Source organism: Breoghania sp. L-A4, from assembly GCF_003432385.1.
GTDB lineage: Bacteria > Pseudomonadota > Alphaproteobacteria > Rhizobiales > Stappiaceae > Breoghania.
The window spans coordinates 2,936,830-2,959,845 of the sequence record NZ_CP031841.1; the positions used below are offsets into that span (position 1 = coordinate 2,936,830).

A 23,016-nucleotide genomic window follows, 5' to 3' on the forward strand; every position below is an offset into this window, starting at 1 on the left:
AGATTGCTTCAGATGAGCCCGGGCGACACGCCTGCGGACCGTTGTGCATCCTACTCGAATTCCATGATCACCGCGTCGACCGCGAGACTGTCGCCGGGAAGCGCCTTGATCGAGGCGACCTTGCCGTCACGTTCGGCGCGCAGCACGTTCTCCATCTTCATGGCCTCGACGATGGCAAGCTGCTGGCCGGCGCTGACCTCGTCGCCTTCCGCCACATGAAGCGAGACCACGAGACCCGGCATCGGACACAACAGCAGCTTGGATGTGTCGGCCGCGATCTTTTCCGGCATCAGGGCATCAAGCTCGGCCGTGCGCGGGGTCATCACACGAGCCGCGACGCTGTATCCCTGCCATTCCAGCCGCCATCCGTTCGCGATGGCCCGCACCTGCACATTGACCGGCGCGCCGTCCACCGAGCCGCTCCACAGGGCATCACCGGGCGCCCAATCCCCGGTCAGCGTCACAACCGGCTGATCGGCAACCTTGATGTCCATCTCGATCGGCACCGCCGGGAAGCCCTCCACCAGCGTGACGGGCAGCAGGTCGTCATCCAGCTTGACCACCCAGTCGGCGCGCAGCGCGCCAGTGTGGGGCCGCAGCCGGCCAGGGAGATGATCCAGCCTCTCCTTGCGGATCACTTCCATCGACAGCGCGACGGCGGCGAACACCGAACGGGCCTGGGCATTTGGTTCGGCCGCCTTGAAGCCGTCGGGATATTCGTCCGCGATGAAGCTTGTGGACAGCGCACCCGAGCGCCAGCGCGGATGCTTCATGATGGAGGCGAGAAACGGCACATTGTGGCCGATGCCGTCGATGACGAACTTGTCGAGCGCAAGCCCCATCGCCTCGATGGCCTCAGGCCGCGACGGCGCGTGGGTCACCAGCTTGGCGACCATCGGATCGTAGAACATGGAGATTTCCGAGCCCTCGACGACGCCGGTGTCGTTGCGCACGACAACCGAACCGGTCCGCGATTCCGCCGGCGGCCGGTAGCGCGTCAGCCGGCCGATGGAGGGCAGGAAGTTGCGGAACGGATCCTCGGCGTAGATGCGGCTTTCCACCGCCCAGCCGTTGAGCGTCACGTCGGACTGGGAGATCGAAAGCTTCTCGCCCGCCGCCACCCGGATCATCTGTTCCACGAGATCCACGCCGGTGATCAGCTCGGTGACCGGATGCTCCACCTGCAGGCGGGTGTTCATTTCGAGGAAAAAGAAGCTCTTGTCCTGGCCCGCGACGAATTCCACCGTGCCGGCGCTGTCGTAGTCGACGGCCTTGGCAAGCGCCACGGCCTGCTCGCCCATGGCGCGCCGGGTTTCCTCGTCGAGCAGCGGCGACGGCGCTTCCTCGATGACCTTCTGGTTGCGGCGCTGGATCGAACATTCGCGCTCACCGAGATAGATCGCGTTGCCGTGCTTGTCGCCCAGCACCTGGATCTCGATGTGGCGGGGGTTCTCGATGAATTTTTCCAGAAACACCCGGTCGTCGCCGAAGGAACTCGCGGCTTCCGACTTGGCGCGCGCGTATCCGTCATGGGTTTCCGCCGCATTCCAGGCGACCCGCATGCCCTTGCCGCCGCCGCCAGCTGACGCCTTGATCATCACCGGATAACCGATTTCATCGGCGATCTTCACCGCCTCGTCGGAATTCTCGATGACGCCGATATAGCCCGGCACCGTGGAGACATTGGCCGCGTTGGCGAATTTCTTGGATTCGATCTTGTCGCCCATCGCCTCGATGGCGCGTCTGTGCGGGCCGATGAAGACAATCCCTTCGGCTGCCAGCGCTTCGGGAAACGCCGCGCGTTCGGAGAGGAACCCGTAACCCGGATGCACGGCTTGCGCTCCGGTCTGCTTGCAGGCGGCGATGATCTTGTCCATCACCAGATAGGATTCGGCCGCCGTTGAAGGACCGATGTGGACAGCCTCGTCCGCCATCTCGACATGCAGCGCGTCGGCATCGGCGTCGGAATAGACGGCGACGGTCGCAATCCCCATGCGTTTGGCTGTTTTTATGACCCGGCAGGCAATCTCGCCACGGTTGGCGATGAGGATCTTGGAAAACATGCTCACTCCCGGCCCCACGATGGTGCTGGGAATCGTTGTAAGGCGGCAATGTGTGCGGCGCAACTTAGGCGATGGGGGTAAAGCTGGGTCGCAGACACCAGAAGCGGAGGGAACACGAGCATGCCGACGATCGAGTTTGCGACCGCGGTCGTACTCTATGCGCTCGCTATCAATCTCGCCTCCCTCCTGGCGTTTGCCTGGGACAAACACTGCGCGCGCAACCAGATGCGGCGGGTTTCGGAGCAAACGCTCCTCGTGCTGGCGGCCGCGGGAGGGACGGTCGGCGCCGTCATCGCGCAGTACGGCCTGCGGCACAAGACGCGCAAACAGCCGTTCCGAACGTACCTGATGATCATCTGCTCGATTCAGGCGATCGCCCTTGTGGCTTTCTGCGCCGTGCGCCTTCACGATGCCATCTGGACAACCTGAGAGACATGCAGCCCGCCATGCCGTCACCTTCATTCCCGTCCGCGACACGGAACATAACCGACCAGACCCTGGACCGCGCCGCCATCGGGGCCCTGTGCGGCGATCCCGTCACGCTGGTCGGCTGTGACCTGGAAGCGGCCGATCTCTCCCGGCTGGATCTGGAGGGCTGGGAATTCGAGGGCTGCAACCTGCGGCGGACGAATTTTGAGGGCGCGCGGCTGGACAACACGACCTGGACCAGCTGCCGCGGCGGTTTCGCCGATTTCACGGCCGCGGACCTGGCCGACAGCCGCTTCCGCTCCAGCGACTTCAACAACGCCCGGTTCCTGCGCGCGTCGCTTTCAGCCGCCAGTTTCACCGGCTGCAAGATGACCGGAGCGAACCTCACCGACGTGCCCGGGCTCGGGCCGACGTTCGAGGAAACCCTGCTTGCCGGCGCGATCCTGCCGGCGCTTTCCTTCCGCAAGGCCCGGCTCAAGCGGCTCGATTTCTCCCAAGCCGATTTGACGAAATGCGATTTCCGCGATGTGATCTTCGAGAACTGCAGCCTGCGCGACGCCAATCTGGCCGATGCCATGTTCAAGGGCGCGGACCTGCGCGGCGCGGATCTCGGCGGCTTGCGGCTGTTCGATGCCGCGGCGTTTCGCGGCGCGACCATCTCCCGCGAGCAAGCCGGCCAGTTGCTTTCGGAACTGGGATTGAACGTGCGCTAATGGCCGCCATCCGCGCGGCCCGGCCGGTCGCAGGGTGCAGGCGACGCTATCTTAACCCCTTCCCCTTACGTTCAACCACAGATCATTCGGGGCGCACGATGTGCGAATGGGGAAGCAGCAATGGTTTGGGACGGCATCGAACGCCGGCGCATGAAGCGTCTTTCGGCTCCACGCATCTCGACGATGGTGTTCCTGCTGGCCGGTGCGCTGATCGTGCTGTCGGCCTCCGCGCTGCTGTTCATCGGCTTTGTGGCCACCCACGCCGCCAACCGCCAGGCGGCGCACAATGGCTCGCGCATGTTCGAAAACGCGTTGCAGGAGCGGCTCGCGTTGATGGCGCGCGACCAGCTCACCCTGGCACGCTGGGACCGCACGGTCGCCAACGTCGTGCTCGCGTTTGACAAGGCCTACGTGCAGAAGGAGATGGTCGACTCGCTGTGGTACGACTACGGCCACGACCGGACGTTCGTGATCGACCCCGACGGCCGGCTGCTGGCCGAAGCGGTTCACGACGAGGTCCATTTCGACAGCAACAGCCCAGTTGGAACCGATCTGCGCACGATCGCCGCGCAGGCCCGCGCGCTGCATTTCGCCAACCGTCTCACGATTGCAGGCGGCTTCGGCCAGAAGTCCGTTCCGGGCCAACATATCGACCGCATCGCGGCACTCGGCTACGCTCGAATTGACGGCATTCCCGCTCTTGTCAGCGCCATGGCAATCGTGCCCGACGACGGCACCGTCGCCCTGCCCGAGGGCCCGCCGGTCGTGCTCATCTCCGCCAAATATATCGATGCCGAACTTCTCTCCGATCTAAGCGGCCAGCTTGCCTTTCCCAACCTCACGTTTCAGGGGCCCGAGCTTCAAAGACGCGTCGCGCACCATTTTGTCACGGCGGCCGACGGCGCCCGGATCGGCGCTTTCGTCTGGGATGCCCGTCCGCCCGGTTCGCATATCTGGACGATCGTGATTCCCGTGATCACGGTCATCTCGGGCATCCTCGCCATTGCGGCCTTTATGCTGGCCCGGCAGATCGCGCGGCTCTCCAGCCGTCTGGAGGAAAGCGAAAGACGCAGCCGCCACCTCGCCCGCCACGATCCGCTGACCGGTCTCGCCAATCGTCTGGAATTCGATGCAGCGCTGGCCGCCGCGCTCGCGCCCCGCACCCCGTTCACGGTGATCGCCTGCGACCTCGACCGCTTCAAGGCCGTCAATGACACCCATGGACACGCCGCGGGCGACTCCGTTCTGTGCGTGGTCGCGGAACGCCTGCGCGAAACCCTGGGCTCCGCTGGTCTTGTGGCGCGCACCGGCGGCGATGAGTTCATCATGCTGATCACCGGATACACCGACCGGCCGCGCCTGACGGTGCTGTCGCATCAGATCATCGCCACAATCAACGAGCCGATCATACTCGACAACGACGTGACGACGGATATCGGCATCAGTCTGGGCATCGCCGTCGCACCCGCGGGCGGTACAAGCGAAACAAGGATCCAGGCTGAAGCGGACGCCGCGCTTTACGACGCGAAGCGCCGTGGCCGCGGCTGTGCCGTTTTCGCCGGGGACGAGGCCACGATAGGGGAAGAGAAATCCGGGGATGAGGCCGGCGGCGCGACAGACCCCGAAGCGGCCGACAACCAGCGCGTCAGCGGCATGCACATCGCGTGATGGATCCCGTGATGAGCCGTCCCGCGCCGATTTCCCGCCGCCACATTATCGCCGGGCTGGGCGCAGGGCTCGCCGCGCCGTTCGTCTTGCGGTCCCCAGCGGCCCGAGCCGCCTCAGGCGCGCCCATCATCGTCATCGGCGCCGGCATTGCCGGACTGTCGGCCGCCCATGCCCTGCGAGGCGCCGGACACACGGTCATCGTGCTGGAGGCCAACGGCCGGATCGGCGGGCGCATCGACACCGACCGTTCGCTCGGCGTCGCAGTGGAGCGCGGCGCGAACTGGATCCACGGCATTTCCGGCAATCCGCTGACGGACATCGCGAAACGGGCCGGCGCGGCGCTTGCTGTCACCGACAACGAAAGCCTGACCGTATTCGGCGCCCGCGGCGAGACAATCGCCGATGCGGAGCTTGGGCGCGCCGAATCCCGCTACTCCGACATGCTCGCGGAAATCGACGAGGAGCTCGAGGCGTCCGACGACCAGCCACTCGCCACGGCACTCAGGGACATCGACGCAGGCTTCCTCAAGGACCCTGTGATGCGCTGGGTTTCCTCGTCCACCGAGGACGACGTCGGTGCGCCGATTGAAGCGGCGTCCGCCTACTATTTCGATGAGGACGAGGTGTTCCCCGGAGCGGATGCGATCCTGCCCGATGGATACGACGCGGTGCTCGCGCCGCTGGCCATCGATCTCGACATCCGCCTGACCACGCCGGTGACCCGGATCACACAGGGCGACGGCCGCGTCATCGTGGAGACACCGGACGGCCCCGTCGACGGCGCCCAGGCGATCTGCGCGGTGCCGCTGGGTGTGCTCAAAGCCGGAAACATCACCTTTGACCCGCCGCTGCCTGACGGCCACGCCGACGCCATCAAGCGGATCGGCTTCGGCACGGTGACGAAAGCCGCCGTCGCCTTCGACGCGCCCTTCTGGCCGATTCAGACCCAGTTCTTCGGCCACCTGGACGAGACGCGCGGCCGCTGGCCCACGACCTTCAATCTGCGGCCCTCGACGGGGCGCAACATTCTGATGATGATCGCCACCGGCGCCTATGCCCAACGCGCCGACGCGATGGACCCGGGCGCGTTGAAAGCCGATCTCACGGCCGTGCTGCGCGCCATGTTCGGCGACGGCACGCCGGAGCCCGCCGGCATTGTGGCCTCCGCCTGGTCGCGCGATCCGCATACGCTTGGCGCCTATTCCTTTCCGGCCGTGGGCAGCAAGGCCGCCGACTTCGACCACCTCGCGAAGAGTGTCAGCGAAACCCTCTCGTTTGCGGGGGAACACGTGGGCTTTGCCTATCACGGCACCGCGCACGGCGCGCATCTCAGCGGCCTGAAGGCGGCCGCGACCGTCCTCCAGCGCCTCTAACCACGCCCTTTCCAGCGCCGCGACATTGTGTCCGCCGGCGGCTCGAAGAAAACCGTTGAACCTACAGTGACTGCAGACGTTACGCTAAAGCCACGTTCGCGAGACGCGGCGTTCCCGGCGCGGCGACTGGCCGACAGCGGATCAGAATCAGCGGAGACGGATTTGGCGCATCATCATCACGGCCACGGCGGCCATCACCATCATATTGACCCTGACTCCGGCGACCGGCGCGTGCTGATGGCCGTCGTGGTCAATCTCGGACTGACCATCGCCCAGGTGATCGGCGGCATTTTCGCCGGCTCGCTGGCGCTGATCGCCGACGCGCTTCACAATTTTTCCGATGCCATCTCGCTGATCATCGCGTTCGGCGCGCGCAAGATCGCCCGCCGCCCCTCGGACGCCGTCATGACGTTCGGATACGACCGGATCGAGGTGGTCGCGGCGCTGATCAACTACACCACCCTGATCGTCGTCGGCCTCTATCTCGTCTATGAGGCCATCTTTCGCTTTATCGAACCGCAGGGTGTCGACGGCTGGCTGATCGTCGTCATCGCCATGGTGGCGCTTGTCGTGGACATGGCCACCGCGCTGCTCACCTACGCGCTGTCGAAGCAGAGCGTGAACATCCGCGCCGCCTTCCTGCACAACGTCGCCGATGCGCTGGGTTCGCTGGCCGTCATCGTGGCCGGCACACTGATCCTGCTGTACGACTGGCGCTTCATCGATCCGTTGGTGACGCTGCTGATCGCTGGCTACATCCTATGGCAGTCGTTTTCCGAAATCGGCCCGGTCATCCGTATCCTGATGCTCGGCAGCCCGCCGGACATCGCCACGGAGCGGGTGATCGGGAGCATGACCCGCGTCGCCGGGTAGCCGACGTTCACCACGCGCATTTCTGGCAGATGAACGAGCACCTGAACGCCCTGGACGCCCACGTGGTGATCGAGGATGGCGCATGGGCGCGCGCCGACGCCATAAAGGCCGAGGTGAAAGCCGTTCTTCTGGACGATTTCGGGATCAACCACACCACGCTGGAACTCGAATGCGCCCGCCACGCCTGCGAGCCGAGACAGAACATCGGCCACGGCTAGAGCAAATCCAGGATAAGTGGATACCGGTTATCCGTCCGGATTTGCGCCAAAACAAGGACTTAGAGCAAAGATCCGATTCTGTAAGAAACGGATCTGCTCTAGGCGGCCACGCACAGAAACACCCCGCGCCATCAGGGCGCGGGGTGCCGGATTTCTCCGACGCCGGCTGACGGCCGGCGTCGGGTGATCGCAGACAGATCGTCAGACCGCCTTGCGGTCCTTGGCTTTCCGGTCGGCCTTTCCGCCAGCCCTCTCGGCCTCCTTCTTTTCAAAGTCACGCCGGCCGGGCTCCAGCTTCCACGTGACGCGGCCGACTTCCTCCTCGCCACGATAGAGCTGACGCACGGCGACGGAGTAGTCCGCGCCCTTCTTCTTGATGCCGGCCGCCACCAGCAGCCGCATGCGGAAGCGGGCCTTGGCCGGCATCAATCCCCGGCCGATGCGAATGCGCCCTGACGGCGGCAACACCGCGACGGCGAGATTCTTGCCCCGGTCGATCCGCTCGAACTTCAATTCGCTTTCCATGAACTGCAGGAAGTTCACCGGCAGCTCGAGCATGACCTTGGCCTCGCGCGGCAACTTGCCGACGAATTCAACGACGAAGTCGCGCGGCTCGTCGAATGCGCCAGGCACCAGGAACGGCATCGCCACAAAACCCTTGGGCTCCGCGTTGGGCGCGGGCGCAGGATCCTCGACGTTGAAGTTCCGCCAGGTCACATTGTTGTTGTTGCGGATGAAGTTGCGGAAGTTGTCCCAGTCACCGAAATCAGCCGGCCCCGGCGCCGGATCATTGGGATGATCCAGCAGTCCGACGAAGCAATAGTGCCCCTCGGCGGGGATGTCGCCCGACGACCATGTGATGGGATTGGCGCAGGTGAGTACCTCTCCGGTCGGCAGGGTCGGCATCGCCGTGCTGCCCACCAGGTTCCACAGATCGGGCGTCACCAGCGTGGAGACCTCCGACCAAAAGACGGTGGCCGTCGCCCCGGTCGCATTGACCGGACCCTGGTTGAGACCGCGGACATACAGGTAGTTGTCCTGTCCGCCCTGCACGGTGAAGCCGAGATTGGACGCGTTCTCCGTGCCGCTCCCCGCGCCGAACGACGCCTGGGGATCGGCCACCGTCACCGGACGCGCGATAATGTCCGGAGAGGCGGAAATCGATCCCATGTGCGGCTCGCCGGTGTCGCCGACGAAATCCCGCAGGTAGATATCCGGCGTCATCCCGACGCTGGTGGTGATGATCTGCTGCAGGTTGGGCATCATGCCCATGGCGGTGGTTTCCGCCATCGAGGGCGCGGTGTTGAGCGCCGGATCGCTGAGCAGCGTGCGCACCTGCCGTGGGCTGAGCCGGAAGCCGTTGGCGTCCTGGAACACGCCCTGCACGCTCAGCGCGGCCCCCGCGACAATTGGCGAGGCGCTCGATGTGCCGCCGAAGCTCGACGTGTAGAGGCTGGTGGAGCCGCCGGAGTTGGTGCTGGTGGTCTCCACGTTCTGGCCCCAGGCGTAGCAGTCCACGCGCGCGCCGTAGGTCGAATAGGCCAGCCGGGTGTGCGGCGCGGCGGACGTCGCCGCCGCGACGATGATCGCGCCGGAATCCCGGAAATCCGGGTTCGACGGATCCCGCCACAGGATCAGGTCCCCGCCGGCGTTGGTATGGGTGTCGAGATTGGTCGCCGGCGTGCCGCCGTTGTTGGTGCCGTTACCGCCGGCTTCCACCACAACGATGCCCAGGGCGGTCGCAAGCCGAATGGCCTCGTAGTTGATGTCGACGACCTCGATAGGCCCATAGGTCGGGTCGCCGCCAGGAGTGGTTGAGGCGGTGGTCTGCAGCTCGATCAGCATGATGTCGCCGAAATTCATCGTCGGCAGGGCGGCGAGAATGGCGCCGGAATAGGTACTGCCGAAGATGGACGACACACGCACCGAGCCGACGTTGGGCGCGATGCCGACGCAGCCGACGGTGTTGTCGACCGCGACCATTTCGCCCAGCACCGAGGTGCCGTGCCGCCGCCACAGAAGACTGGTGGAATTGGTGCCACTGATCAGCGAAATGCCATGCGCGCTGAGATCCTCATGCGCCAGTTCCCAGCCGCCTTCCACGTCGACCACGGCCTGGCCCGCGCCATCGCCGCCGGTCACCGTCCAGGCGAAGCGTGCGTCGACGCCGCCCGGTGCGGGGTCGAGATACCCCTGGTTGACGGCCAGCGGATCGTTGGAGGCGTCCACCAGCGGAGGCGGACCATCAAGCTCGATTTCCACCGAACGCATGATCGGCCAACGCCGAAGCGCGCCCGCGAATTCCTCCATGTCCTCGACTTTTTCGCCGTGGGCCTCGAAGAACAGGCCGAAATCGGCGGGTTCATAGGTGGGGTCGCGGTCCGCGGCGATGCTCTGGAGCTTCCGGATCTCATCCGGCTTCAACGCGGTGATGGCCGGATCGAGCCGGATGTCACCAAACCGACTGACCAGCTTGCGCCACGCCGCCGGATCGCTTTCGACGAGCACAGTGACCGGGTCCTTGATCTGGCTGCTCGAAATCTGCTCGTGGAATCGAACAATAACTCTGGGGGTTGTAGTTCATCCATGACACGCACTCCCTTCAGGGTTGCAATCGTGTGGTGCCCCTCCGCCCCAAGACGGTATTCTGATGAAGACGGACGACCGCGCGCGGTGCTGGTTCGCTGCTCTCACGTCGCGGTTGTTGACATGCCCGTTTCTGTCGCCCGGACGCGCGCTCTGGCGCCGGGCTGGTCAATCGCGGCGCTGCATGTCGGGGCGCCGCTGTTATGAGAAAAGGACCGAAACAATATCGCCATTGAACCCCGGATCGGTTTCCGGCGGGATGAACTAAATCACACCGACGCGATTTTTTGTGGTCGGGCGCCGTGGACCGGCGATCAAACGCGCAGCGGCCTGGACGCTAGGAAAGCCGGGCCGCCTGGCCTAACCTGCCGGCGTGCCGCCCCAGGCGCCACCGCCACCAACCGTCCCGCATCGAACAGGCCGTCACATGATTCCCGCCATTGCCCTTCTGCTTCTCTGCCAGCTCGCGGGCGAGGCCCTCGTGCGGTTTCTGGACATCCCCCTGCCCGGCCCCGTCGCCGGTCTGGTGCTGCTGGCGCTGGGGCTTGTCGCCTGGCGCAACCGTCCGCGCAAAACCGAGCCACCCCGAACCTATGACGGCATCCCGAAGCCGGTGCATGACGCCGCACATGCCATTCTGCGCAATCTGTCGCTGCTGTTCGTGCCCGCCGCCGTCGGCATCGTGCAGCAGGCCGACGTGCTGGCCGAGCATGGCGTGGCGCTGATTGCCGCGCTCGTGGTCTCCACGGTCGCCGCCATGACGGTCGCGGCCTTGACGTTCAAGATCGTCCGGCGCGTGACCGATGTGCGTGGCGACGAGCCGCAGCCATGACGCGCGTGACGGACATCTGGGTCTATCTCGCTGAAAAGCCGCTGTTGTGGCTGACGGTGACGCTGGTGGCCTATGCGATCGCCGACTGGATCTCGGCGCGCGCCAACCGTCACCCGCTGACCAATCCGGTGGTGATCGCCGCGGCGCTGGTCATTGTGGCGCTGAAACTCTCCAGCACCGATTTTGCCACCTATTTCGAAGGCGCGCAGTTCGTGCATTTCATGCTCGGTCCGGCGACAGTGGCGCTCGCGGTGCCGCTGGTGGAAAACCTCGACCGCGTCCGCCGCGCCGCGCTGCCAATCCTGCTGGCGCTGTTCGCCGGTTCGGCAACGGCGATCGTCTCCGCCGTGGCGGTCGGATGGGCGCTGGGCGCGCCGCGCGATCTGCTGATGTCGCTGGCGCCGAAATCCGTGACCACGCCGATCGCCATGGGCCTGGCCGAAGCCCTTGGCGGCATCCCGACGCTGACCGCGGTTCTGGTGATCACCACCGGTGTCTTCGGCGCCATGATCGTCACCCCGCTGATGGACGCCCTGCAATGCAAGGATCCGGCAGCGCGCGGCTTCGCGGTCGGCCTCGCCGCCCATGGCATCGGCACCGCCAGGGCGTTCCAGGTGAGCGAGGTCGCCGGGCCTTCGCGGGCCTCGCGATGGGGCTCAACGGCCTCGCGACGGCGTTGCTGATGCCGCTGCTCGGCCTCGTGCCGATGCATTAGAGCGTCGATCGGGCCCCCACTGCCGCCGGCCCCGCGGGCGCTGATCCGGAAATGTGAAAACGTTCTCCAGAAATCCGAGCAACACCGCCGGATTTTTACCCATTATCAATCGCTATCGATGACACTTTTCCCATGGGACAGGGGACGGCTTCGACATTTTTCCGGGCTGCTATGGCGATCGGTGCGCTTCTCGCGGGCGGCGCTGCGCTGGGCGCGCGAGCGCATGCGGCCGAGTGGGACACCATGGGCCACGAGGTGCTCAACCATCGCGTCGAGTGGCAGCGCCGGCACACCGGCGAACGCCACAACTACATGGCAACGAACGGTCACGGAGACATCTTCAGTCTCTCCTGTGACCCGCACTCACGCCGCGACGGCTGGGTCATCAATGTATCCATCGGTCAAGATCCGGTCCCGGCCAACAGCCCGATCTCATTTCGCATCGGCAAATCGAGGATCACCATGCATGCGAGCGAGGACGGCCAAATCCATCTGGCCAGCGCTCTTGACGCCGATCCCTACTACTGGCTCTGGACGATGATTCACCAGGGCCAGGCCATGAATGTCTCGCTTGACGACATGCGCAGAGCGGAATTCAACCTCACCGGCGCGCCTCAGGCGCTCGCCGACGGTGGCTGCTCTCCCCGGCGCAGCCACTGAGACGCCTCTTTTTGCATCATCCGCGCAATCCGCATTGGCATAACGCCTCTCCGCGGGGTATCAGCGCTGCAGGCGAAGCCTCGTATGATGGCTCGCGCGGCGCTGAGGGAACGGCATGGAACGTATAATCCTTGAAGATCTGGCCTTTTACGCCTTTCACGGCGTGCACGACGAAGAGGCGCGCCTCGGCCAGCGCTTCCATGTCGACATGACGGTCCACGCCGATCTCTCGAAGGCGGTGGCGAGCGACCACTATGCCGACACGATCTGCTACGCCTCCCTGGTCAAGACGATCGAGGAGGTTGTCACCGGCGGCCGCTTCAATCTGATCGAACGGCTGGCGGGCGCCATCGCCGATGCGGTGCTGGCGGTCGATCCCCGTATCGACACCGTGGACATCCGGGTGCACAAACCCGGCGCGCCCTTGCCGCTGAGCACCGGTCACGTCTCGATCGCTCTGACGAAGTCCCGCGGCTAGAGCAAATCCAGGATACGTGGGTACCGGTCATCCGTCCGGATTGCTCCGAGACAAAGACCTAGAGCCAAGATCCGATTCTGTATGAAGCGGATCCGCTCCACGGCCCATTCGGCTATTTTCCGGATGCCTTCAGGAGCCGAGCGGCAGCAGCGCTCAAGCGTCACCGCACAGCACTGTGGCGCGCGCCGGCGTCAATCCTTGTCTTTGCGCCGTTCGGCTTCGGCGGCCGCTTCCTCTGCGAGAAATTGCCTCTTCCATTCCGGCGGATGCCGCACGTCCCTCTCGTCCCAAGGTGGGCCGAACTCGCCCGGCTTCTGCTGACACACCCGCAAGGTGAGATGTTGGCGCCGCGCATGCCGGCTCAAAAGCGGTTCGCCGCAATGGGGGCAAACGTCGTCCAGTATTCCCTTCCCGAGCGTTTCCTTGATCGATGTCATCGCATCCTCCCGATTGGTCCAGTCGCGGCGGGCAAGCGCCTCGCCCCAAGGGATACGGAAGCGGGCCGAGAGAACGACCCGCCTCCAGATTTCCGTGCGCGCGGATCAATCCTTCAGCATGCCCGCTTCTTCTTCGTTGCGGGCGTGTTCCACGGCCTTCTTGCCCGGCACTTTCGGATGCTCGCGCTTGATTTCGGTGGCGCGCTCCATGATGCGGGCTTCCTTTTCAGCGCGCTCCTGTTCGCCGCGCGCCTCGTAGTAGCCGGTGACCGGATCGATGATTTCCTCCTTCAGCATCTTCCCGGTCTTCTTGCCCTGGTTGTAAGCCTCGCGAACGGCCTCACCGGCCTCTTCGACAATTTCCTTGGTCACCTTGGTCATGACGTTCTCCCTGTGTCACAGCCCGCCCACCCCAAATTCAGCGCTTGCCGATGCGACGGATCGATGTGCGCGGCCGTGCACCGACCGCCACCACTACTTCGCCGCGCCGCATATCCGGCATGGTATGGAGTTGATGACAAAGACTAAGAACAATCGGCAAATCTCTCCTTGCGTCAGATCAATGACATCATCGAAGCAAAAAGCTTTTGGAGAGGCGTATCTGCAAGAAATGAGAGAATTAGGAGAATAAAGACTGGAAAAAAGATTCCCGCTGTGACGACGGTCCGATCAGGCGCTTGTTCAGAACCAGGCGCTCGCGCGTTGAACGAACGCACAGGATCGCACGCCGGCGCGTCCGGGTTTGCTCTCGCCCCCGCAACCGACAACGCACCCGCAGCCATCACGCGCTGTTGATTTCCCCGCCCGGGCCTCGCCATATTGGCGAGAGAGCCTGTTACGACGATGCACCATGCGGGCCCGCACACGAGCGGCTTCATGAGCGCCCATTGCCTGGCATCGAGCATAGGAGCCTGCAGCATGAACACCGCCATCACCCGTCGTCCGTCCCGATTGCAGGCCGACAGCGTCGCAGCAAAGAGGGTCCTCGCGGGACTGTGCGGTGTTCTTGGCGCGACCGCCCTCGTCATCGGCACCGCCAATGCCCAGGGCCGCCCCGACACGCGCGACTACACATGCGCCGATGCCCGGGAACTCGTGCGCCGGGAAGGCGCCATCGTCCTGTCGACCGGCGACCACACCTACTCGCGCTTCGTCGATCACGTGGGGCACTGCTTCCGCAACGAGGTAACGCAGCCGCAATTCGCTCCGACAATCGACCAGCGGCAGTGCTTCGCCGGCTACCTGTGCATTCCCAGAATGCTGCCCAGTATCCGTTGATCCCGTCCCTGCCGGTTCGCGTCAAATCCGACCGAGACACGCCCGGTCTCGCGCATGAAATCGATCATGTCGGGGACGGATCGCAGCGGCCTGACGGATCAGCTCGGTTCTGCCTCACAACGGAATGTTGTCGTGTTTCTTCCACGGCGTGTCGTCCTGCTTGTTGCGCAGGAGCGCGAGCGCGCGCGAGACGCGCTTGCGGGTGGAATGTGGCATGATGACCTCGTCGATGTAGCCACGCTCGGCGGCCACGAAGGGATTGGCGAAGCGGTCCTCATAGTCCTTGGTGCGCGCGGCGATCTTGGCGGCATCGCCGAGTTCGGATCGGTAGAGGATCTCGACCGCGCCCTTGGCGCCCATCACCGCGATCTCGGCCGTCGGCCAGGCATAATTGACGTCGCCGCCGATATGTTTCGAGCTCATCACGTCATAGGCGCCGCCATAGGCCTTGCGGGTGATAACGGTGATTTTCGGCACGCTGGCTTCCGCATAGGAGAAGAGCAGCTTGGCACCGTGCTTGATCAGCCCGCCGTATTCCTGCGCGGTGCCCGGCAGGAAACCCGGAACGTCGACGAAGGTAACCAGCGGGATGCCGAAACAGTCGCAGAAGCGCACGAAGCGCGCCGCCTTGCGCGAGGCGTCAGAATCCAGCACGCCGGCCAGCACCATCGGCTGATTGGCGACGATCCCCACGGTGCGGCCCTCGACGCGGCCGAAACCGGTGATGATATTGCCGGCGAACTTCGCCTGAAGCTCGAAGAAGTCGCCCTCGTCCACCGTCTTGGCGATCAGTTCGTGCATGTCGTAGGGCTTGTTGGGATTGGCCGGCACAAGGGTATCGAGGCTCATTTCCATCCGGTCCGGATCGTCATAGCCCCCAGCGTCGGCAACTCGGCCCGGTTGTTCATCGGCAGGAAGTCCACCAGCCGCCGCATCTGCAGCAGCGCGTCCACATCGTTGTCGAACCCGCCGTCGGCAATCGAGGATTTCACCGTGTGGATCGACGCGCCGCCGAGCTCCTCCGCCGTGACAGTCTCGTTGGTGACCGTCTTCACCACGTCGGGGCCAGTGACGAACATGTAGGAGGTGTCGCGCACCATGAAGATGAAATCGGTCATCGCGGGGGAATAGACATCCCCGCCCGCGCACGGTCCCATGATCAGCGAGATCTGCGGGATGACGCCCGAGGCGATCACATTGCGCCGAAACACCTCGCCATAGCCGCCCAGCGCCGCCACACCCTCCTGGATCCGCGCGCCGCCTGCATCGAACAGTCCGATGATCGGCGCGCGGTTGCGCAGCGCCATATCCTGGATCTTCATGATCTTCTGGGCATGGGTCTCCGAAAGCGAGCCGCCGAAGACAGTGAAATCCTTCGAGAACACATAAACCGTACGGCCGTTGATGGTGCCCCACCCGGTCACCACGCCATCGCCTGGAATATGCTGGTCCTGCATGCCGAAATCGGTGCAGCGATGCTGCTTGAACATGTCGAATTCCTCGAACGATCCCTCGTCGAGGAGAATCTCGATGCGCTCGCGCGCGGTCAGCTTGCCGCGGGCATGCTGCGCATCGATGCGCCGCTGGCCACCTCCGAGCCGGGCGACGTCGCGCCGGCTTTCCAATTCTACGAGGATTTCCTTCATGGCCCGGACCGGTCCTTCCCGCATCGTTCGTCCGGCACAACGCACCGGATCGTCGTTTTGACGTTCATGTGGAACCACTTGAACGCATTATGCTCTACCATGACGGCCGGCGGCGGCAAAGTCAGCCCTATGGATGACCGCCGGTTGCATTCCGATCCCAAGTGCCCAATTGTTAGGCAAGGCAGCGTGAGATTTGGCCTTGGCCAAAGGCCCCGTAATTTGCAATGATTTTAGGCAGCGAACGTCATTACCAACGGAAAGCAAAATAGTTGACGGAGGAAAACGCGTTCTTCAATGAAATGGCCGATGCGACGGGGTTGCCCCGGCCGGCCTATGAGATGCTCGACAGCTGGCTGCAGACCCAGCCCAAGAGCGATCTGGCGCGGTTGTCTCGCGAGGCCGAGACCATATTCCGCCGCCACGGCATCACTTTCGCCGTCTACGGAACCGACGAAGAGACCGAGCGGCTTATTCCCTTCGACATCATTCCCCGCATCATCGCCGCCCGCGAGTGGCGCAAACTGGCCGCCGGCATCGACCAGCGGGTGCGCGCGCTGAACGCGCTCATCCACGATCTGTATCACCGTCAGGAAATCATCCGCGCCGGGCGCATCCCCGCCGAGCTTGTGATCCAGAATGAGGCGTTCCTGCCGGAGATGATCGGGCACACGCCGGCGCGGCAGGTCTACGCCCATATTATCGGCACCGATCTGGTGCGGGTTTCGGAGGACGAATTCTACGTCCTCGAGGACAACACCCGCACGCCCTCCGGTGTCTCCTACATGCTGGAGAACCGGGAAACCATGATGCACATGTTTCCCGAGCTGTTCCAGAATCACCGAATCGCGCCGATCGAGCATTATCCCGAGCTTCTGCGCGAGACGCTGGAAAGCGTCGCGCCCCCTGCGTGCGACGGCCCGCCGACCATCGCGGTGCTCACGCCGGGCATCTACAATTCCGCCTATTACGAACACGCGTTCCTGGCCGACACCATGGGCGTGGAGCTGGTCGAGGGGCGCGATCTTTTCGTCAAGGACGGCTTTCTCTACATGCGCACAACGCGCGAACCGGAGCGGGTCGACGTCCTCTACAGGCGCATCGACGACGACTTCCTCGATCCGCTGACATTCCGCCCCGATTCGGCCATCGGCGTGCCCGGCCTGTTCGACGTCTATCGTGCGGGACGGGTCACAATCACCAATGCGCCCGGCACCGGCATCGCCGACGACAAGGCGATGTACACCTACATGCCGGAAATCATCGAGTTCTATACCGGCCAGAAGCCGATCCTGAACAACGTGCCCACATGGAAGTGCGAGGAGTCCGACAGCCTGAAGTACGTGCTGGAAAACCTGCACGAGCTTGTGGTCAAGGAAGTGCACGGCTCGGGCGGCTACGGCATGCTCGTGGGCCCGGCCTCCACCAAGAAGGAACGCGCCGCCTTCACCCGCAAGCTCAAGGCGCGGCCAGGCAACTACATCGCCCAGCCGACCCTGGCGCTCTCCGCCTGCCCCACATTTGTCGGCGCCGGCGTGGCGCCGCGCCACGTCGATCTGCGGCCCTATGTTCTGATCGGCGACAAGGTGCGGATCACGCCGGGCGGACTGACCCGGGTTGCCATGAAGAAGGGCTCGCTTGTGGTCAACTCCAGCCAGGGCGGCGGCACCAAAGACACATGGGTTCTGGAAGATTGACCGGCCCTGGAGGATCGATGCGCCTGAAAGGAACAACACAGTGCTAGGCCGGACCGCGAGTTCCCTATTCTGGCTGTCTCGCCACGTCGAGCGCTCGGAGAACATGGCCCGGCTGGTCGACGTCGGTTACCGCATCTCGCTGCTGCCGGGTCTGGGCACCGACGGACACCGCGAGGACTGGATGTCGACGCTGGTCAGCGCCGGCTGCGCAAGCGGCTTCCCGAACGTCTACGACGAGGTCAACGAGCGCAACGTCATCAACTACATGCTGTTTGACGCGTCCAATCCCTCCAGCGTGTTCTCGTGCCTTCAGACGGCGCGCAACAACGCCCGCTCGGTGCGCACAGCGCTGACGCGCGAAATGTGGGAAAGCCTGAACACCACCTGGCTCGAGTTCAACGAGATCAAGCCGCATCACATGACGCGCAACAAGCTGCCGAGCTTCCTCGACTGGATCAAGGAACGCTCGATGCTGTTTCGCGGCGCCCTGCTCGGCACCATCCTGCGCAACGACACGTTTCATTTCAGCCAGTTCGGCGCCTTCATCGAACGCGCGGACAACACCTCGCGTATCCTCGACGTGAAATATCACCTGCTGCTGCCGCAGAACGAAACCATCGGCGGCGGCATCGACAGCTATCAGTGGTCAACGATCCTGCGCTCCGTGTCGGCACACCGCAACTACCGCTGGATCTACCGCGACAACACTCCGAAACCGTGGAACGTGGCGGAGTTCCTGATTCTGCGCCGGGAAATGCCGCGCTCGCTGATTCACTGCTACGCCTGGATTTCGGAAAGCATGGACGGTCTCGAACAGCTCTACGGCGAGCGCAGCGAGTCCATGGATATCGCCCTGAAAACCTACGACAGCCTGCGAAAAGGGGATATGAACGCCATTTTCTCTGGGGTTTGCACGAATTCCTTTCTGAGTTCATTGCCCATAACAATGCCCTGACCAGCACCATGGCGGCGGACTACAATTTCGCCTGATTGCCATATCCGGAAATATTGTGTCCAATCGCCCGGGCTCGTCTCCGGCGGTCGTACGCGGACTGCAATGCAGGTTCTTCACGTCACCCGGTCACGGGTCAATTGGATCATCGATACCCTCCATGCGCATCGCCGTCAGCCACTCCACCCACTATCGCTACGACACCAGCGTCAGCCAGTCGGTGCAGCACCTACGGCTGACGCCGTTCTCCTATCCGGCCCAGACGGTGCTCGACTGGCATATCGACGCGCCCGGAATCGACAAGGCCCTGAGCTACGAGGACGCCTTCGGCAACAAGGTGCATCTTGCGACATTCGACCGTATCCAGAATGGACTGACGATCACCGCGCACGGCACCATCGAGACGCAGGACACCCACGGCATCGTCGGCAATCTCGACGAGACCATGCCCTCGCGGGTCTACCTGCGGCAGACGGACCTCACCAAGACCAATCCCGCGATCCGCAAGCTCGCGGCACGCGCGGGCGACGGCACCGAGATCGCCGATTTTCACACGCTCATGCAGGCCGTTCGCGAAGAGGTCGCCTACAAGGTTGGCATCACCGAGACCCACATGTCGGCCGCTGAAGCGATCACCATCGGCGAAGGCGTCTGCCAGGATCACGCGCACATCTTTGTATCCGCCGCCCGCCACATCGGCGTGCCGGCGCGCTACGTAGCCGGCTACCTGCTCCTCGAGGAAGGCGACGACTCCGAAGCCCATCACGCCTGGGCCGAAGTGCTGATCGAGCCTCTCGGCTGGGTCGGCTTCGACGTTTCCAACGGGATTTCCCCAACAGATCATCACATCCGGTTATCCGTCGGCCTCGATTCCCGTTCTGCCGCGCCGATTCGCGGTGTACGCTGGGGCGGCAGCGACGAAGCGCTTGATGTGGAGGTTCAGGTGACCAAGGCAGCGCAACAGCAGCAGCAGTGAATCGCGGTTCGTGTGGGGCCCATTCCGGCGAAGGATGGAACCAATTGAACATCGTGACGTTGACAAGATCTGTGACTTCAATGCGTGGACCCGCCCCCAGGTCCCGCCCGGTGCGCGTGCCGCCTCCGGATCCTAAGGAAAAAAAATGACCTATTGCGTCGGTTTGCGGCTCGACCGCGGGCTGGTGTTCGCCGCCGATACCCGCACCAACGCCGGTCTCGACAACATCGCGACCTTCAAGAAACTGCGTGTTTTCGAGAAAAAGGGTGACCGCGTCATTGTCGTGTTGAGCGCCGGCAACCTGGCGATTACCCAGGCGGTAATCTCGCTGCTCGAAGAAAAGATACGCGAGCAAGCCAACGAACGCCCCACCATCATGACCGTCGACACCATGTTCCAGGTGGCGCGGCTGGTCGGCGAAGCGGTGCGCGAGGTGCGCGACATCGACGGTGATGCGTTGACTGCCAGTAGCGAGAGCTTTTCCGTGTCGATGATTCTCGGCGGCCAGATCGGCAACGAGCGCCCGCGGCTGTTCCAGATCTACTCCGCCGGCAATTTCATCGAAGCGAGCGACGACACGCCGTTCTTCCAGATCGGCGAGCACAAATACGGCAAGCCGATCCTTGACCGCGTCACCCGCGCCGACATGTCGCTGGGAGACGCCGCGAAGCTGGTGCTGATTTCCTTCGATTCGACCCTGCGGTCGAATCTCTCGGTGGGCATGCCGATCGATCTGCTGCTCTACAACACCGACACCTTGGAGGTTTTGCGCCAGACCCGCATCGAGCAGGACGACCCCTACTTCCACAGGCTGTCGACCGGGTGGTCCGACGCCCTGCGCGACGCCTTCTCCAAGATGGAGCCGTTCGACGTCTGAAGCGGGCCGGACGCCAGCGGCCGGACGCTTGTTGCTCAGCCGATTCCGAGCACGAAGGCCGCGGCGTCGAATTCCTGCCGCTTCAGCGCCCGTGTCTGCAGCGCTTCCGCATCCGCGCCCCACAGTTCCGCGTTCCAGTTCTCATCGACGAAGGCCGCCGCCCAGACCGCGTCCGGGGTCAGATGCCCCTGCGTCAGGGCGAGCGCCAGCAGCACCGAACCGGTCAGCGTGGTGGCGGTGTGCAGCGCCGCCAGATGCAGGGAATCATAGGCCCTCACCGCCGCGCGGATCGCCTCGAGCGAGTGCGGCGGCTGCGCCACATGCATGACGCCGCCCGCGAGGATGAAGCGCGCGCCGAACGTCTCCTCAGCCCACGCCAGAACCGGATCCCAGTGCCGGGCCTGCTGCAGCACCAGCCGCTCGGGAGACTGGGCGCGGTAACACAGCAAATCCGTGCCCGCGTATCCGGCGATGTCGTCGGCAACCTCGGCGTGTTTGGCGGGCACCGCCTCGATACCGGAATTGACGATACGCGTCAGATGCATGACGCCCGGATCGATATGGGTTTTCTGGGCGCGCCACTCGGCGGCAACCGCTTCCGCCAGCCGCGCGTCCGGCAGCGCCAGGGTCACCTTTCCCGGCGTTTTCACCTGGCGCCCGTCGAGCAGCACCACATGCCCCTCGTCGCGCAGTTCCACCGTGACGTCTTTGTAGAACCGTTTGGTGAGGTTGCGCCGCATCAGCTCCTGCGACTTGCGCACCGGATCGCCTTCCAGGGCGCCGCCGCGCGGCCCGGCAAAAGGACCTTCGGGAAATTCGTCACTCATGCGCGCACATCCTGTATCCAGCCGAAACGGCGGGTGAGTTCCGGTGCAAGTTCGCTGAAATTGTCAATGATCGCGTGCGCGCCAGCCCCTTCAAGGAGCGGCCGCGCGTGATAGCCCCACGAGACCCCGAGTGCCGACACGCCGGCTGAGCGCGCCATTTCCATGTCATAGCTGGTGTCGCCGATCATCACCGTGCGCGCGGCCTCCGCTCCAGTTTCCTCCAGCGCCTGCAAGATCATGCCCGGATGCGGTTTCGATGGCGCGCGATCCGCCGTCTGGATGGTGACGAAGCGGTCGTGCAGCCCGTGCATCTCGACCATGTGAACGACGCCGCGATAGGCCTTTCCGGTTGCCACGCCGAGCAGCACGTCGTCGCGCGCATGCAGCAGATCGACAGCCTCTTTCGCGCCCGGATACAGCGGATCGAAGGCCCCGCCCGCTTCCCGCTCGGCCACCTTGGCATCGCGATAGGCATCCGCCATCACGCCGGCCAGATGCGCGTCTTCGGGTGTGCAGAGCGTGCGGATCGCGACTTCCAGGGACAACCCCACGATCGACAAACACCGGGCGCGGTCGGGAGGCGTCAACCCTTGCGAGCGGAATGCCACGTCCATGCCGCTGACAATGGTGTTCTGGCTGTCGATCAGCGTGCCGTCGCAATCGAAGATGACGAGATACATGAGGCTTCTTTGTTCCGCGGATAAGTGCCCCGCATGTGGCCTTTTATCCCGCGGGGGTCAAGTGGATCGGGCATCTCGGACCGATCCCTGAATGAGCAACCTCGCCACGCGGGCGCGCAATGCCGCCTCTTCAGACCTCGAACGCCACGCCGCGCTCGGGCACCGCGACCTTTGAGGCGCCATCGCCCATCTCAGCCAGAAATCCGTCCGCGCTCTGGTCGAGGATCGGGAAGGTGGCGTAGTGGCACGGGATGATGATGTCGAAACCGAAGAACCGCTTGCAGGCCGTGGCGGCCGCTTTCGCGCCCATGGTGAAGCGGTCGCCGATCGGCACGATGCCGATCTTCGGCGCGTGGAACTCGTTGATCAGCGCCATGTCGGAGAAAATGTCCGTATCGCCCATGTGGTAGAGCGTCGGCTCGTTGGCGGCGGAGAGCACAAGCCCGTGCGGATTGCCGAGATAGGTTGCGATGCCGCCCTCGCCCTGCGTCGAGGACGAATGATGCGCCACGGTCATGGCCACCTGGAAGGGACCGCAATCGACCTTGCCGCCGGAATTCATCGGGTTGATGGTGTCCACGCCCTGGCCCGACGCCCACATGCAGATCTCGAAATTAGCGGTCAACTGCGCGCCCGTCCGCTTGGCGATGTCGATGGTGTCGCCGATGTGATCGTCATGACCATGGGTGAGCAGGATATGCGTGACGCCGGCGGAGGCCTGCTCGACCGTGACGCCTTCCGGAAAGCTCGGGTTTCCAGTCAAAAACGGATCGATGAGGATCGTCGCGCCGGCAATCTCGACGCGAAAGGCGGAATGGCCGAACCAGGTGATTTTCATGACGGACCCCATAACTCAATCGGTGAATCGTCTGCGCACTATAATCCGCGCCGCCGCACGCTCAACATGCGCGCACCACGTTCAGGCCCGGCGCACGCCGTGCCAATCGCGCCGCCTGTCAACCGCCGGGCCAAATTCGCAGGGCGGACGGCTGGAACCGATCACGGTCCCATTGGTTCTCCTAGACGAGTGCAGCTAAGCGA

The 23,016-nt window shown here is 64.1% G+C and carries 20 protein-coding genes and 3 pseudogenes; 14 read left to right on the plus strand and 9 right to left on the minus strand.

Features of this window, described 5'->3' with window-relative positions:
* Positions 1-50: 50 nt before the first annotated feature.
* A complete protein-coding gene (locus D1F64_RS13335; protein WP_117412838.1) occupies positions 51-2,063 on the minus strand; it encodes an acetyl/propionyl/methylcrotonyl-CoA carboxylase subunit alpha in 2,013 nt (670 codons plus the stop codon).
* Positions 2,064-2,183: 120 nt separating this feature from the next.
* On the opposite strand from D1F64_RS13335, the gene D1F64_RS13340 reads away from it, so the two are divergent.
* From D1F64_RS13340 to D1F64_RS13360, 5 genes and pseudogenes are all read left to right on the plus strand, one after another.
* Positions 2,184-2,492 (plus strand): DUF1294 domain-containing protein, encoded by a 309-nt coding sequence (locus tag D1F64_RS13340; RefSeq protein ID WP_117412839.1) that lies wholly within the window; start codon positions 2,184-2,186, stop codon positions 2,490-2,492.
* 17 nt (positions 2,493-2,509) lie between these two features.
* Positions 2,510-3,205 (plus strand): pentapeptide repeat-containing protein, encoded by a 696-nt coding sequence (locus D1F64_RS13345; protein ID WP_117414593.1) that lies wholly within the window; start codon positions 2,510-2,512, stop codon positions 3,203-3,205.
* Positions 3,206-3,325: 120 nt separating this feature from the next.
* Positions 3,326-4,873, plus strand: a complete 1,548-nt coding sequence (locus tag D1F64_RS13350) for a diguanylate cyclase (protein WP_117412840.1) — start codon at positions 3,326-3,328, stop codon at positions 4,871-4,873.
* An 11-nt stretch (positions 4,874-4,884) separates the two neighbouring features.
* A complete protein-coding gene (locus D1F64_RS13355) occupies positions 4,885-6,246 on the plus strand; it encodes an FAD-dependent oxidoreductase (RefSeq protein WP_162901540.1) in 1,362 nt (453 codons plus the stop codon).
* Positions 6,247-6,483: 237 nt separating this feature from the next.
* Positions 6,484-7,337 (plus strand): annotated as a pseudogene (locus tag D1F64_RS13360) (cation diffusion facilitator family transporter).
* Positions 7,338-7,538: 201 nt separating this feature from the next.
* Here D1F64_RS13360 and D1F64_RS13365 read toward each other — a convergent pair.
* On the minus strand, positions 7,539-9,845 hold the full coding sequence (locus D1F64_RS13365; RefSeq protein WP_117412842.1) for a S8 family peptidase: 2,307 nt from the start codon (positions 9,843-9,845) through the stop codon (positions 7,539-7,541).
* 505 nt (positions 9,846-10,350) lie between these two features.
* On the opposite strand from D1F64_RS13365, the gene D1F64_RS13370 reads away from it, so the two are divergent.
* From D1F64_RS13370 to folB, 4 genes and pseudogenes are all read left to right on the plus strand, one after another.
* Entirely contained in the window at positions 10,351-10,755 is a 405-nt protein-coding gene (locus D1F64_RS13370) for a CidA/LrgA family protein (protein WP_117412843.1), read from the plus strand.
* Positions 10,752-11,470 (plus strand): annotated as a pseudogene (locus D1F64_RS13375) (LrgB family protein). Before D1F64_RS13370 ends, D1F64_RS13375 begins: the two are co-directional and overlap by 4 nt.
* A gap of 243 nt (positions 11,471-11,713) precedes the next feature.
* The gene (locus tag D1F64_RS13380) at positions 11,714-12,130 is read left to right on the plus strand and encodes a hypothetical protein (protein ID WP_162901541.1); all 417 of its coding nucleotides are present in this window, start codon (positions 11,714-11,716) and stop codon (positions 12,128-12,130) included.
* 115 nt (positions 12,131-12,245) lie between these two features.
* On the plus strand, positions 12,246-12,608 hold the full coding sequence (folB, locus tag D1F64_RS13385) for a dihydroneopterin aldolase (protein WP_117412845.1): 363 nt from the start codon (positions 12,246-12,248) through the stop codon (positions 12,606-12,608).
* A 191-nt stretch (positions 12,609-12,799) separates the two neighbouring features.
* Here the strand turns inward: folB and D1F64_RS13390 are convergent, their stop codons facing one another.
* The 3 genes from D1F64_RS13390 to D1F64_RS23420 form a co-directional block, all read right to left on the minus strand.
* Complete coding sequence (locus tag D1F64_RS13390; RefSeq protein ID WP_117412846.1) at positions 12,800-13,045, minus strand: hypothetical protein; 246 nt, start codon at positions 13,043-13,045, stop codon at positions 12,800-12,802.
* Positions 13,046-13,150: 105 nt separating this feature from the next.
* A complete protein-coding gene (locus D1F64_RS13395; RefSeq protein WP_117412847.1) occupies positions 13,151-13,426 on the minus strand; it encodes a hypothetical protein in 276 nt (91 codons plus the stop codon).
* A gap of 173 nt (positions 13,427-13,599) precedes the next feature.
* Positions 13,600-13,977, minus strand: coding sequence for a hypothetical protein (locus D1F64_RS23420; protein ID WP_162901542.1), 378 nt, complete (start codon positions 13,975-13,977; stop codon positions 13,600-13,602).
* Here D1F64_RS23420 and D1F64_RS13400 point away from each other — a divergent pair.
* A complete protein-coding gene (locus D1F64_RS13400; RefSeq protein WP_248304459.1) occupies positions 13,964-14,323 on the plus strand; it encodes a hypothetical protein in 360 nt (119 codons plus the stop codon). The genes D1F64_RS23420 and D1F64_RS13400 overlap by 14 nt on opposite strands.
* A 114-nt stretch (positions 14,324-14,437) precedes the next feature.
* On the opposite strand, the pseudogene D1F64_RS13405 reads toward D1F64_RS13400, so the two are convergent.
* Positions 14,438-15,969: pseudogene (locus D1F64_RS13405) on the minus strand (acyl-CoA carboxylase subunit beta).
* Positions 15,970-16,307: 338 nt separating this feature from the next.
* On the opposite strand from D1F64_RS13405, the gene D1F64_RS13410 reads away from it, so the two are divergent.
* The 4 genes from D1F64_RS13410 (at position 16,308) to D1F64_RS13425 (ending at position 20,468) form a co-directional block, all read left to right on the plus strand.
* Positions 16,308-17,663, plus strand: coding sequence for a circularly permuted type 2 ATP-grasp protein (locus D1F64_RS13410; protein WP_248304778.1), 1,356 nt, complete (start codon positions 16,308-16,310; stop codon positions 17,661-17,663).
* 40 nt (positions 17,664-17,703) lie between these two features.
* Complete coding sequence (locus D1F64_RS13415) at positions 17,704-18,618, plus strand: alpha-E domain-containing protein (RefSeq protein ID WP_346432239.1); 915 nt, start codon at positions 17,704-17,706, stop codon at positions 18,616-18,618.
* 157 nt (positions 18,619-18,775) lie between these two features.
* Complete coding sequence (locus D1F64_RS13420; protein WP_117412848.1) at positions 18,776-19,591, plus strand: transglutaminase family protein; 816 nt, start codon at positions 18,776-18,778, stop codon at positions 19,589-19,591.
* Between the two features lie 145 nt (positions 19,592-19,736).
* Positions 19,737-20,468: a proteasome-type protease gene (locus D1F64_RS13425; protein WP_117412849.1), complete on the plus strand. Its 732-nt coding sequence runs from the start codon at positions 19,737-19,739 to the stop codon at positions 20,466-20,468.
* Positions 20,469-20,503: 35 nt separating this feature from the next.
* On the opposite strand, the gene D1F64_RS13430 is transcribed toward D1F64_RS13425, so the two are convergent.
* The 3 genes from D1F64_RS13430 to D1F64_RS13440 form a co-directional block, all read right to left on the minus strand.
* On the minus strand, positions 20,504-21,295 hold the full coding sequence (locus D1F64_RS13430) for an ATP12 family protein (protein ID WP_117412850.1): 792 nt from the start codon (positions 21,293-21,295) through the stop codon (positions 20,504-20,506).
* The gene (locus D1F64_RS13435; RefSeq protein WP_117412851.1) at positions 21,292-21,975 is read right to left on the minus strand and encodes an HAD-IA family hydrolase; all 684 of its coding nucleotides are present in this window, start codon (positions 21,973-21,975) and stop codon (positions 21,292-21,294) included. Before D1F64_RS13435 ends, D1F64_RS13430 begins: the two co-directional genes overlap by 4 nt.
* A gap of 130 nt (positions 21,976-22,105) precedes the next feature.
* Complete coding sequence (locus tag D1F64_RS13440; RefSeq protein ID WP_117414596.1) at positions 22,106-22,813, minus strand: metal-dependent hydrolase; 708 nt, start codon at positions 22,811-22,813, stop codon at positions 22,106-22,108.
* Positions 22,814-23,016 lie beyond the last annotated feature (203 nt).

Excerpts from the sequence above, each read along its gene's own strand:
- D1F64_RS13440 (WP_117414596.1), bottom strand. The coding sequence starts at position 22,813 with ATGAAAATCACCTGGTTCGGCCATTCCGCCTTTCGCGTCGAGATTGCC.
- D1F64_RS23420 (WP_162901542.1), bottom strand. The coding sequence starts at position 13,977 with ATGGCGGTGTTCATGCTGCAGGCTCCTATGCTCGATGCCAGGCAATGG.
- D1F64_RS13430 (WP_117412850.1), bottom strand. The coding sequence starts at position 21,295 with ATGAGTGACGAATTTCCCGAAGGTCCTTTTGCCGGGCCGCGCGGCGGC.
- D1F64_RS13335 (WP_117412838.1), bottom strand. The coding sequence starts at position 2,063 with ATGTTTTCCAAGATCCTCATCGCCAACCGTGGCGAGATTGCCTGCCGG.
- D1F64_RS13355 (WP_162901540.1), top strand. The coding sequence starts at position 4,885 with ATGAGCCGTCCCGCGCCGATTTCCCGCCGCCACATTATCGCCGGGCTG.
- D1F64_RS13400 (WP_248304459.1), top strand. The coding sequence starts at position 13,964 with ATGAACACCGCCATCACCCGTCGTCCGTCCCGATTGCAGGCCGACAGC.
- D1F64_RS13425 (WP_117412849.1), top strand. The coding sequence starts at position 19,737 with ATGACCTATTGCGTCGGTTTGCGGCTCGACCGCGGGCTGGTGTTCGCC.
- D1F64_RS13410 (WP_248304778.1), top strand. The coding sequence starts at position 16,308 with ATGCTCGACAGCTGGCTGCAGACCCAGCCCAAGAGCGATCTGGCGCGG.
- D1F64_RS13380 (WP_162901541.1), top strand. The coding sequence starts at position 11,714 with ATGGGCCACGAGGTGCTCAACCATCGCGTCGAGTGGCAGCGCCGGCAC.
- D1F64_RS13435 (WP_117412851.1), bottom strand. The coding sequence starts at position 21,975 with ATGTATCTCGTCATCTTCGATTGCGACGGCACGCTGATCGACAGCCAG.
- folB (WP_117412845.1), top strand. The coding sequence starts at position 12,246 with ATGGAACGTATAATCCTTGAAGATCTGGCCTTTTACGCCTTTCACGGC.
- D1F64_RS13390 (WP_117412846.1), bottom strand. The coding sequence starts at position 13,045 with ATGACATCGATCAAGGAAACGCTCGGGAAGGGAATACTGGACGACGTT.
- D1F64_RS13370 (WP_117412843.1), top strand. The coding sequence starts at position 10,351 with ATGATTCCCGCCATTGCCCTTCTGCTTCTCTGCCAGCTCGCGGGCGAG.
- D1F64_RS13395 (WP_117412847.1), bottom strand. The coding sequence starts at position 13,426 with ATGACCAAGGTGACCAAGGAAATTGTCGAAGAGGCCGGTGAGGCCGTT.
- D1F64_RS13340 (WP_117412839.1), top strand. The coding sequence starts at position 2,184 with ATGCCGACGATCGAGTTTGCGACCGCGGTCGTACTCTATGCGCTCGCT.
- D1F64_RS13345 (WP_117414593.1), top strand. The coding sequence starts at position 2,510 with ATGCCGTCACCTTCATTCCCGTCCGCGACACGGAACATAACCGACCAG.
- D1F64_RS13420 (WP_117412848.1), top strand. The coding sequence starts at position 18,776 with ATGCGCATCGCCGTCAGCCACTCCACCCACTATCGCTACGACACCAGC.
- D1F64_RS13350 (WP_117412840.1), top strand. The coding sequence starts at position 3,326 with ATGGTTTGGGACGGCATCGAACGCCGGCGCATGAAGCGTCTTTCGGCT.